Here is an 11,338-nt window from a genome sequence, read left to right as displayed (position 1 = left end):
GACCCCGATGCCCTTTGCCAGCGAATGCGTCCTGCGCAATGGGGGAAGCGTCGCGGTCACGGAGACAGGCGAAGTCCATGCACAGGGCAATACGACCATTAGCGTCGCAACGGGCGCCAGCGCCGGCGGTGCCGAGATCACCGCCCGCCATGACGCCGAAGACCGCAGTGACTTCATCAACCAGACCGCGTCAGTCAAGGGGCGCATGCCGTTCTGATCGACGGCATGCAGGGTGAGCGCCGACGGTCACCGTGTCTGCAGCTTTTATTTGTCCGAAAAAAAGGCCAGCATCGTGCCGGCCAATACTGACAGGGGAAACTGCCGGTAATCTCAGGTGGCTTTGGCTCCGCCGACAGAAGATACGACTTCCCATTTGCCATTCCTGACCTAATAGAAAGTCACAGCGCCATCGCGGATATCGCCCTGCTTGTCAAAGGCGACCCGGCCGGTCACGCCGTGATAGTCGGTTTTGGCGATCTCGGGCAGGAACACCTTCGGATCGGTCGAACCGGCGCGTTTCATCGCATCGACCAGCACATGAACCGCGTCGTACTCGTATGGCGAATAAACCTGGACCTCGGTATTGAAACGGGCCTTGTAACGGGTATTGAAATCGGTAAAACCCGGCATCCGGTCGCGCGGTACGCCACAGGCGGACGAATACACCCCGTCGGCCGCATCGCCCGCCAGGCGGATGAACTCCGGTGTCTGCACGCTGTCACCACCCAGCAGGCGGGCATGGATGCCGAGCCGCTTCATCTGCCGCGCCATCGGGCCAGCCTGTGCATCCATCCCGCCGTAGAACACCACGTCAGGCTGCGCAGCCTTGATCGAGGTCAGAATGGCGCCGAAGTCGGTGGCATTGTTGGTGGTGAACTCGCGCTTGACCACGGTGGCCCCCTGGCTCCTGACCGCCTTCTCGAACTCGTCGGCCAGGCCCTGGCCATACGCGGTCCGGTCATCGACGACGGCCACGGTTCTGGCCTTCAGCACGTCGACGGCAAAGCGGCCCAGCGCGATACCCTGCTGGACATCGTTGGCAATCAGCCGGTAAGTGGTCCTGAATCCCTGACGGGTAAAGTCGGGATTGGTCGCCGACGGCGACAGCTGGGGCAGACCGGCATCGGCATACAGGCGTGACGCCGGCATGGTGGTGCCGGAGTTCAGGTGGCCGATCACGCCAACCACGCCGGCATCGACCAGCCGCTGGGCAACCTGGGCGCCCATTTTCGGGTCGCCCTGGTCATCTTCCGATACCAGCTCGAAACGGACTTTCCGGCCGCCGATTTCCACCCCGGCGGCATTGATGTCGTCGATCGCCAGCCGGGCCCCCTGCTCGACATCCTTGCCCAGATGCGCAATCGGGCCGGTCAGCGGCGAAGCCTGGCCAATGCGAACGACCTCGGTCCCGTCGTTCCCCGCCGCGCCGGCCGCCGGCTGCGCCTGCTTTCCGCACCCGCCAGCAAGCAGCACCGCCGCCACCACGGTCCCCAGTTTCGCCATTTCTCTCATCGTGTTCTCCTTGTTGTCGGTGGGATCCCGCCGTGTGTCCGCCGGCCGGACAGATGTCCGGCCGGCGGACACGGTCTCGTTGATCCCGGTACTGCTTATCCGGCCGCAGCCGTTTGCATGAAACCGTACAGATCTTTCGGATCGTCCGGGGCCGGCACCAGGTCGATGACCGAGCCGATGTTTCTTTCCCGCGCCAGGTCATGCAGGTAGCGCAGCATGGAAAAATCTTCCAGCGCAAACCCGACCGAGTCGAACACCGTGACCTGCTCCGCGTTTTCGCGTCCGGGCACGGCACCGGTCAGCACCTGCCACAGCTCGACCACCGGGAAATCGACCGGCATCTGCTGGATATCGCCCTCGATCCGCGTCTGCGGCTCGAACTCGACCACGACCCGGGCCCGGGCCAGAATGTCCGGATGCAGTTCGGTCTTGCCCGGGCAGTCGCCCCCCACGGCATTGATGTGCATGCCCGGCTCGATCATGTCGGGAGTCAGGATGGTCGCCAGCGCCTTGTCGGCCGTTGCCGTAGTCACGATGTCGGCGCCGCGAACCGCATCGGCAGTCGATGCCGCCGGTGTCAGGTGCAGGCCGGGCACGCCGGACAGATTGCGGATCAGCTTGGCCGTCGCCGCCGGATCGGTATCGAATACGCGGACCTCGTTGATGCCGAGCAGCGCGCGGAACGCCAGAATCTGGAATTCACTCTGCGCCCCGTTGCCGATCACCGCCATCGTCCGGGCATCGGGCCGGGCCAGCGCCCGGGCCACCAGCGCCGAGGTGGCGGCGGTGCGCAGTGCAGTGGCGATGGTGAATTCGCTGAGCAGCAGCGGAAAGCCGGTATCGACATCGGCCAGCACACCGAAGGCCATCACCGTCAGCAGGTTCTGCGCGGTGTTTTTCGGGTGGCCGTTCACGTACTTGAAGCCATACAGCTGCCGGTCCGCCGCCGGCATCAGCTCGATCACGCCGTCCGGGGAGTGATTGGCCACGCGGGCGGATTTCTGGAACTCGTCCCAGCGTCGGTAATCGGATTCGATATAGTCGACCAGGCCCAGCATGAATGGCTCGACGCCGGTGCTGGCAAGCAGTCGTTTCAGATCGTTGACATCGATGTAGCGGGTCATTTCAGCCTCCTTGGTTCATTCCGGGTGGGGGCGTTCCCGCGGTCAGGACCGGCCTTCGAAACCGCACAGCACATTGACCGCATTGACGCCGATGTCGTCGACCATATACCCGCCCTCCATCACGAACAATGTTGGACAGCCGATCCCGGCAATGGTGGCGCCGATACGCAGAAAGTCTTCGCTTTCCAGCCGGAAATGACTGATCGGATCGCCCTTGAACGTGTCCACCCCCAGCGACACCACCAGCACATCCGGTGCATGGGCTGCCACCCGGCGGCAGGCATCGGCCAGCGCCGCGCCATAACCGTTCCAGTCGGTACCGTGCGCCAGCGGGTAGTTGTGGTTGAAGCCAAGACCGGCACCGGCGCCGGTCTCGTCGCGATGCCCAAGGAAATACGGATACGACTGCTTCGGATCGCCGTGCAGCGAGACAAACAGCACATCGTCGCGTGCATAGAAAATGCTCTGGGTGCCATTGCCATGGTGGAAGTCGATATCAAGCACTGCCACGCGGCGGGCACCGCCATCGAGACCGGCCTGGGCGGCAATGGCCGCATTGTTCAGATAGCAGTAGCCGCCCATGTACTCGGCAGCGGCGTGGTGGCCCGGCGGCCGGCACAGCGCAAAGGCACTGCGCTCGCCGGCCTCCAGCACGGCCATGCCGGTCAGTGCCAGATCGGCGCTGGTACGTACCGCTTCCCAGGTGCCGGCGGTGATCGCCACACCGGCGTCCATGGCATAGAAGCCAAGCTTGCCGTCGATATGTTCCGGCTCGATATCGCTGCGCAGATCGCGGACCGGCCAGATCAGCGGCAGCGCATCGTGTTCGCGCCCCAGTTCGCGCCACTCGCCCCACGCCTGTTCGAGAAAGCGGACATAGCGTTCGCTGTGGACGCGGGCATAGCGGGACGGATCGAAGGCACGCGGCGCAATCACGTCACCCAGGCCGACCGCCTGCACCCGGGCACGAATGGTATCGGCGCGACTGGGCATCTCGAAGCAGGGCTTCAGCACACCGTCCTTCAGTTCGGTCGCATGGTGAAGCCGGTGGGCGGTGCTGTACACGGTAAGCATGGCGGTCGGGAAAGCAGGTGGATGACGGGAACCAGTATGGGGTGGACCCGCAGGATTTACTTTGCTTTCGCGACCCGTCGGTCGCTACGATAGGAGCAAGACAGACTCACAGGATGGCATAAATGAGCACAAACAGACTCCACCACCAGCTGGATGACACGGATCGGACTATTTTGCGTCTGTTGCAACAGGACGGCACCCTGTCGAATCCGAAGCTGGCCGGCCATCTGTCACTGAGCGTGACGCCATGCTGGCGGCGGCTGAAACGGCTTGAGGACGAAGGCTATATCAGGGACTACCAGGCCAATCTGGACCGGCGCAAACTCGGCTACGACGTACTGGCTTTTGTCAGTCTGGGCTTCGGCGCCCATGGCGACGAAGCGCCTAACCGTTTCGAGGCGGCGATCCACGAGCATCCGGAAGTCCTGTCCTGCCACAAGATCACCGGCAATGCCGACTACCTGTTGCAGGTCGTGGCGGAAAGCCTCGACGCCTACAGCGCCTTCGTCGAAAACGTGCTGCGCAAGATGGATGGCATCCACTCGATCCACTCAAGCCTGGCCCTGCGCGAAATCAAGTCGTCGAGCCGGCTGCCGGTGCCGGAATAATGGCAGCTCATTGCAGAATCAGCTGGCTCAGCAGCGGATGCGGCTGGCGGTCGGCAGCGAACTGCTCCAGCGCTTCGGCCGACATCGGTTTGGCGAACAGGTAGCCCTGGTAGCGCAGGCAACCGCAACCCGCCAGTATCGCCAGCTGGGCCTCGGTCTCGACCCCTTCGGCAACCACCTCAAAGCCGAAGGATGCCGCCAGCGCGGTAATGGCGTGGATGATGGCCAGATTGCCGTTGTCGGCCGGCAGGCTGCGGACGAAGGACTGGTCGATTTTCAGTTCATCCAGCGGCAGCTGCGGCAGATAGGACAGCGACGAATAGCCGGTACCGAAGTCGTCCAGCGCAAAGCGCACGCCGTGCTGCTTGATCTCTTTCATGTGCGAACGGGCCTTGGCCAGATCCCCCACCAGCAGCGACTCGGTCAGCTCCAGCATCAGCATGGAGGCCGGCGCATCATGCCGCGCCAGCCCGTCCAGAATCTGCTGCACGAAGTCGGCCTGGTGCAATTGCACCGCACTGATATTGACCGACACCGACATCCGGTTCAGCTGCGGATGAGAGGCCCAGTGCGCCAGTTGCCGGCATGCGGTATCGAACACCTGACGGTCCATCTGCTGCAGCAGACCCGCCCGCTCCGCCGCCGGCAGGAAGAAGCCGGGCGCCAGCAGGCCGCGCTGCGGGTGCTGCCAGCGCACCAGCGCTTCGGCACCGCGCAGATTGCCCTGGGCATCGATCTGCGGCTGGTAGTACACGATGAACTCGCCATTCTGCAGCCCCAGCCGGATTTCATTTTCCAGCCGCAGCCGGGCGCTGACCTCGTCCTGGATGGCCGGGTCGAAGAAATGCAGTCCGTTCTTGCCGCTCTCCTTGGCCGCCGACAACGCAAGGTCCGCCTTGTGCAGCAGGTCCTGTTCGGGCTCGGCCGCGCCAAACAGGATGATGCCGATGCTGCCGGTGCAGGACTGCAGGCTGTCGCCCAGCCGGTACGGTTCGCGCAGGCCGTCCAGCAGCCGCTGCCCGGCCTGGGCCGCCTGCTCCGCCGCCTCGTCCTGGGCGGCAGGCAATCCTTCCAGCAGCACGGCGAACTCGTCGCCACCCAGCCGGGCCACCATGCCGTACTCCCACATCAGCTCTTCCAGCCGCCTGGCCACCTGCTGCAGGATCTGGTCGCCATGCGGATTGCCGTACAGGTCATTGATATTGCGAAAATCGTCGAGATCGATGCACAGCAGGGCGCCGGACTTGCCGGTTTTCGCGCAATGCGCCTGCACATGCTGCAGCCGGTCGAGCAGGCGCCGCCGGTTCGGCAGATCGGTCAGCGCATCGAAGAACGCCAGTTGCTGGATTTCCGCCTCGGCGGCCTTGCGCGCCGAAATGTCGCGCGTGACCATCACCACCGCCCGCTTGCCATCCAGATCCAGATCCAGCGCCTGCGCCCGGCCTTCGAAGGTCCGGTGCTCGGCACCGATCTTCAGCGTGTATTCGATTTCCTGTGGCTCATTGGTGGCAATAGCCTCACGGACAAAAGCCAGCAACCGGTCAGCCTTCAGCGCCGGCAGCACATCGTGCATGCGCTTGCCCTGCAGCCTGACCGCTTCGTCGTACAGCAGGTGACGCTGCTGGTTGGGCGACACGATCTCCAGATAACGGCCGTCTTCGTCCAGCACCAGCAACAGGTCGGGGATGGCACGGGTAATGGCATGCATCCGGGCTTCACTCTGCGCCAGTTCATGCTGGACGCTGCTGCGCCGCTGCAGATCTTCCAGCAGCAGCCCCAGCATCAGCGTGGTCGCCGGCATGGTGATCGCCATGGTGATAATGGCCAGATCCAGCGGCGTTTCCCGCAGTTCGGGAATCCGCACCAGCAGCAGCAGCGCGCAGGCATGGACCAGAAAGCTGAAGCCGGTCAGCTGCGGAATGCCCTTCCGTATCCAGCCACGAGTCGACGCATGGCGATAGCCCAGGCCAAACACCACGGCGAACAACATGCTTGCCGCACCGAAATAGGCGCCCCCGCCCCCGATCCCGAGCCGATAGGCAATCGCCAGGCCAGCCGCCAGCATCCCCACCAGCGGGCCGCCGAACAGCGCCGCCATGCTCAGGATGGCCAGCCGCGCATCAATGAAAAATCCCGGTGCCAGCACCAGTGGCCCCATCATGTTGACGATGGCCGTGATCCCGAACAGAAAGCCCGAGGTAATCTGCGCGGGCAGGCTCCTGCCATGCCAGTAGCGAACGTTGACCAACTGCAACCCGCACAGCAACAAGATGAGCACTACACTCTGGATGAAGTTCAGGATCATGGCGATGCGCACTTGTATTGTTGTTGTCGGAAGGCCTTCCCGGTATCAGGCAGGTCATGAAACGAAGCACACCCGGGCATGTCCTGCCTGCCCCCCGATGATACGCCTGTCACCGCTCCCCGAAGCCGGTTAATGACGAATGGTTTTGAACTGACGTTCCCGATTCTTTATGATCCGCCGGTCTTTTGATCTCCGCAAACTTGCGCTACACAGCGCTGCCATCGCTGCCATCAGCATTCTCTGGCGCATTCCTTGCAGGATAATGGCATTGAATGGATACTGATTCAGGTGTGGTACTGCCGCCATCCCGACATCCAACGAGTGGAGCTTCCGCATGCAGTCGACCAGTCTTGTCCGTTGTGCGCAATCCAGCGCACCCGATCCGGTAGAGGCGGCAAGGGAATTTCATGCCGCCGTGCGCCAGGACGATATGGAACTGGTGCTGTTTTTCTGCTCCAGCGACTACGACCTCGATCTGCTCGCCGCAGAAATGAACCACTTGTTCCCCGGTGTCCGCGTGATCGGTTGCACGACGGCCGGCGAAATCGGACCGGCCGGCTATCTGACCCACGGCCTCAGTGGTGTCAGCTTTCCCAAATCCGGCTTTGCGATCGAAGTCGGCTTTATCGACAACGTGCAGTCTTTTGAATTCGAGCAGGGACGTTCGCTGACCTTTTCCGTCATGCAGCGGCTGGAAGCCCGCCCGTCGCTGGGCCCCCATCCCAGCCAGTTTGCCTTTCTGCTGATCGACGGTCTGTCGATGCGCGAAGAGTGGGTTGCCCGTGCTCTGCAGAATGCGCTCGGCAAGATCCCGCTGGTCGGCGGCTCGGCCGGGGATGACCTGAAATTCAGGGAAACGGCGCTGTTCCACAATGGCCGCTTCCACCTCAACGCCGCACTGATGATGCTGGTGTCCACACCGTATGCCGTCACCACCTTCAAGACCCAGCACTTTGTGCCCAGCACCAAGCGCCTGGTCGTGACGTCGGTCGACACGGCCAGGCGGGTGGTCAAGGAAATCAACGGCCGGCCTGCCGCCTCGGAATATGCCCGGCTGACCGGCGTGGAAGCGTCCGAACTGTGCCCGGCCCATTTCGCCGCACACCCGGTTCTGGTCATCATTGATGGTACGGGTTACGTGCGCTCGATCCAGACTGCCAATGCCGATGACACGCTGACCTTCTACTGCGCAATCGACGAGGGGCTGGTGCTGCGGCTGGCGGACCGGCTCGACCTGATCGACAGCCTGACGCAGGCCTTCGACGAACTGGAACAGGATATCGGCTCGCCGCAACTGGTACTCGGTTGCGACTGCATCCTGCGCAATCTGGAAATCACCCAGCGCGACCTGAAGTCCACCGTCGGCGACATCCTGAACCGGAACCATACCGTCGGTTTCAGCACCTATGGCGAGCAATACCGCGGGGTGCACGTGAACCAGACGTTTACCGGCATCGCCATTGGCAGTCGCAGGGGGGCAGACCATGTATGAAAGTCACGTATTGCCGCGGCCCTGTTCCAGTCATGAGCTGGAAACCGAAATCGCCCGGCTGAACAAGATCATCCAGGCGCTGATGCGGCGCGTTGAACGCAATATGGGCAGCGACGACTCCGACTTCAGCGTCTTCCAGACTGCGGTCATGCTCGACGATGCCGTGCAGATCCGTACCCGGGAGCTGGAAACGGCCTTGCAGAGCAATGAAAGGATCACCCGCAAGCTCAAGCATACCCAGGGCAAGATGGAGCAGGAAATCCTGGAGAGAAAACAGGTCCAGCAGATGCTGGAAGACGAACATGGCAAGCAGGCCGCGCTGATCGCCAGGCTGGAGGATGCACAGGTCCAGGTGGTGCAGGCCGAACGGCTGGCATCGATCGGCCAGCTGGCAGCCGGCGTTGCCCACGAGATCAACAATCCGATCGGCTTCGTCAATTCCAACCTGAGCACGCTGAACGGCTATTTCCACAACCTGCTTGAACTGCTGGATGCCTACGTCGCAGCCGAAAGCCATATCCCTGCCGACAGCGAGCTGCGTGCACGCATCGACAACGCCAAGGTCAAGGCCGACTTCGACTACCTGAAGGAAGATGTCGGCGCCCTGATCGCCGAATCGATCGATGGCACGGGGCGCGTGCGCCGCATTGTCCAGGACTTGCGTGATTTTTCCCGGGTCGGCGATGCCGAATGGGAATCGGCCGATATCCATGCCGGCCTCGACAGCACGCTGAACGTGGTCTGGAACGAGATCAAATACAAGGCCGACGTCATCAAGGAATATGGCGATCTGCCGCGCGTGGAATGCCTGCCGTCACAGTTGAACCAGGTTGTCATGAACCTGCTGGTCAATGCCGCCCAGGCCATGCCGGAGCATGGCGAGATTCACCTCCGGACCGGCCGTGAAGGTGAGCGGATCTGGATCCAGGTGGCTGACAACGGTCAGGGCATTCCTGCCGCACTGCTGCCGCGCATTTTCGATCCGTTCTTCACCACCAAACCGGTCGGCGCCGGCACCGGGCTGGGTCTGTCCGTGTCCTATGGCATCGTCCAGAAGCTGGGCGGACAGATCTATGTCGCCAGCACGGAAGGCAAAGGCACTACATTCACTATTTGGTTGCCGATTCATCGTGCACACCCGTCCAGCCCGCCGCCGGACGCACCCTGACCACTCAATTCATTCACTGCCAGCCCCGACAGGATTGCCATCTTGACGACTTCACCTGACTCCCTTGCGCCCGGCAATACTGCCCAGGGCTTTACCCTGCTGTTCGTCGACGACGAAGCCAATATCCTGTCCTCACTGCGCCGGCTGTTCCGCCCCCATGGCTACCGGATCCTGACCGCCGACGGCGGCGAGGCCGCGCTGGCCGTGCTGGAAACCGAAAGCGTGGATCTGGTGGTATCGGACATGCGCATGCCGGGCATGAGCGGTGCGGCACTGCTGGCCACGATCCGGCAGCGCTGGCCGGATATCACCCGCATTCTGCTGACCGGTTACGCCGACATGCAGTCGATGATCGAGGCGATCAATGTTGCCGGCATCAGCCGCTATATCGCCAAGCCGTGGGAAGACCAGGACATCCTTCGCATCGTCGAAGATGCGCTGACCATCAAGCTCCTGTCGCGTGAAAAGGCCCGGCTGGATCAGCAGGTGCGCGAGCAGAACGATGCGCTGACCATGCTGAACGCCTCGCTGGAAGACAAGGTCCGCGAACGGACCCTGGCGCTGGAAAAGGCGATGAGCGAGGTAAAGCTTGCGCACGAGCGGCTGAAAAAAGGCTTCGTGACCTCGGTGAAGATGTTCTCGGCGCTGATCGACATGCGCAGTGGCACCCTTGCCGGCCAGTCCCGCAATGTGGCCAACCACGCCCTGCTCATTGCCCGGCAGCTCATGCTGCCGGAAGCCGAAGTTCATGACATCTTCATTGCCGGCCTGCTGCACAGTATCGGCAAGATTGCCTTCCCCGACACGCTGCTGGCCAAACCGATCAGCCTGATGAGCACGGCCGAACTCGAAACCTACAAGCAGTACCCGGTCAACAGCCAGGCCGCACTGATGGCATCCGAGCAGTTGCAGGTCCCGGCCCAGCTGATTCGCAACCAGCATGAGCGCATGGATGGCCTCGGCGTACCGGACCGCCTGAAAGGCGACCAGATTGCCATTGGTTCGCGCATCCTCGGCGTGGCGGCCGACTTCCAGGCGCTGCAGGCCGGCATCGTCACCGGGCAGCGCATGGATGCCCGCGCCGCGCTGAAGCAGCTGGAAGCCAGCCGCGAGTCGCGCTATGACGGCGCCGTGCTCGATGCATTGCAGGCCGTGCTCGCCGCCCAGCCTTCCGAGGTGGTAGAGCGCGAACTGTACTCCCGGGATCTGGTACCGGGCATGACGCTGGCGCACGATCTGATCGTCAACGGGGTGATGCTGCTGGCGCGGGACTATGTACTCGACGATCGCCTGATCCGCCTGATTCGCCACTTCGAGGAAGGCGCCGGCAGCAAGCTCAATATCTTCGTCAGGGCCTGACGCTTTCAGCGGTCCCCGATGTCCGGCAGGTGCTGGCGCAACACCGCCAGTGCCTGCCGATGCAACTGGGCCACGCGGCCGGCGGAAAGATCAAGGGCAACGGCAATGTCGGCAAACGGCATGCCCCCCAGATAATGCAGGCGAATGACCCGCTGTTGCTGCGGTGTCAGCCGTCCGATGGCAGCCAGCAGCAACGTGCGCCATTGCTGCTGCAGGCAGGCCGCAGGTGGTGCCCGCGCCTCGTCGTCCGCCCCGGAGGCCAGATACATGCCGGTCCCTTCCAGCATGTAGGCGATGGCCAGGCCGATGGAACGGGACATCAGTTGCGCAAACGGCCTCTCTGCGTCCGGAATGACAGCGGGTGATTGCAGATACCGCTGCCGGACCCGGTACTGCCGGTCCGCCTCGGTCGCCTGCGTGATGGCATTGGCCATTTCGCCGTGGATACGGCGGGTGGCAAAGGTCTTGAAATCCACGCCCCGACCGGGATCGAAACGATCGACCGCTTCCAGCAGGCCGGCCACGCCGCTCTGATAGAAGTCCATGAATGCCAGCGACGGCATGAACTGGCGGGCATAGGCACCAGCGGCCAGAATCCGGACCCAGGGCAGATAGTGTTCAACCAGTCGACGCCGCAGCGTGCTGTCGCCGCTGGCGTAAAATCCGGTCCACAGCGCCACCGGAACATCCGCCCAT

The 11,338-nt window shown here is 62.9% G+C and carries 10 protein-coding genes; 5 read left to right on the top strand and 5 right to left on the bottom strand.

What is annotated here, in order from left to right; genetic code table 11:
- Positions 1–7 precede the first annotated feature (7 nt).
- On the top strand, positions 8–217 hold the full coding sequence (locus tag Q352_RS0109265) for a hypothetical protein (RefSeq protein WP_028499102.1): 210 nt from the start codon (positions 8–10) through the stop codon (positions 215–217).
- Between the two features lie 170 nt (positions 218–387).
- Here Q352_RS0109265 and Q352_RS20480 read toward each other — a convergent pair whose 3' ends face one another.
- From Q352_RS20480 to Q352_RS0109250, 3 genes are all read right to left on the bottom strand, one after another.
- Positions 388–1,512, bottom strand: a complete 1,125-nt coding sequence (locus Q352_RS20480; RefSeq protein WP_051528819.1) for a branched-chain amino acid ABC transporter substrate-binding protein — start codon at positions 1,510–1,512, stop codon at positions 388–390.
- A gap of 95 nt (positions 1,513–1,607) precedes the next feature.
- Positions 1,608–2,636: an ornithine cyclodeaminase gene (gene ocd, locus Q352_RS0109255; protein ID WP_028499101.1), complete on the bottom strand. Its 1,029-nt coding sequence runs from the start codon at positions 2,634–2,636 to the stop codon at positions 1,608–1,610.
- A 42-nt stretch (positions 2,637–2,678) separates the two neighbouring features.
- On the bottom strand, positions 2,679–3,710 hold the full coding sequence (locus Q352_RS0109250; protein WP_028499100.1) for a histone deacetylase family protein: 1,032 nt from the start codon (positions 3,708–3,710) through the stop codon (positions 2,679–2,681).
- 122 nt (positions 3,711–3,832) lie between these two features.
- Here Q352_RS0109250 and Q352_RS0109245 point away from each other — a divergent pair, with 122 nt between their 5' ends.
- A complete protein-coding gene (locus Q352_RS0109245) occupies positions 3,833–4,318 on the top strand; it encodes an Lrp/AsnC family transcriptional regulator (RefSeq protein WP_028499099.1) in 486 nt (161 codons plus the stop codon).
- Positions 4,319–4,325: 7 nt separating this feature from the next.
- On the opposite strand, the gene Q352_RS20475 is transcribed toward Q352_RS0109245, so the two are convergent.
- Positions 4,326–6,596, bottom strand: coding sequence for a putative bifunctional diguanylate cyclase/phosphodiesterase (locus Q352_RS20475; RefSeq protein ID WP_158537445.1), 2,271 nt, complete (start codon positions 6,594–6,596; stop codon positions 4,326–4,328).
- A 361-nt stretch (positions 6,597–6,957) separates the two neighbouring features.
- On the opposite strand from Q352_RS20475, the gene nosP reads away from it, so the two are divergent.
- From nosP to nosR, 3 genes are read left to right on the top strand one after another with little or no spacing between them, the layout of a single operon-like run.
- Positions 6,958–8,115: a nitric oxide-sensing protein NosP gene (gene nosP, locus Q352_RS0109235; protein ID WP_028499098.1), complete on the top strand. Its 1,158-nt coding sequence runs from the start codon at positions 6,958–6,960 to the stop codon at positions 8,113–8,115.
- Positions 8,108–9,283, top strand: coding sequence for an ATP-binding protein (locus tag Q352_RS20470; protein WP_051528817.1), 1,176 nt, complete (start codon positions 8,108–8,110; stop codon positions 9,281–9,283). Before nosP ends, Q352_RS20470 begins: the two co-directional genes overlap by 8 nt.
- Positions 9,284–9,325: 42 nt before the next feature.
- The gene (nosR, locus tag Q352_RS0109225) at positions 9,326–10,642 is read left to right on the top strand and encodes a response regulator c-di-GMP phosphodiesterase, NosR family (RefSeq protein WP_028499097.1); all 1,317 of its coding nucleotides are present in this window, start codon (positions 9,326–9,328) and stop codon (positions 10,640–10,642) included.
- Between the two features lie 5 nt (positions 10,643–10,647).
- Here nosR and Q352_RS0109220 read toward each other — a convergent pair whose 3' ends face one another.
- Positions 10,648–11,322, bottom strand: a complete 675-nt coding sequence (locus Q352_RS0109220; protein ID WP_169735644.1) for a sigma-70 family RNA polymerase sigma factor — start codon at positions 11,320–11,322, stop codon at positions 10,648–10,650.
- Positions 11,323–11,338 lie beyond the last annotated feature (16 nt).

It is taken from the genome of Microvirgula aerodenitrificans DSM 15089, from assembly GCF_000620105.1.
In the GTDB taxonomy this organism is placed as follows: Bacteria; Pseudomonadota; Gammaproteobacteria; order Burkholderiales; family Aquaspirillaceae; genus Microvirgula; species Microvirgula aerodenitrificans.
Note: the sequence above shows the minus strand (reverse complement) of the source record. Positions and strands in the feature narration are given on the sequence as shown.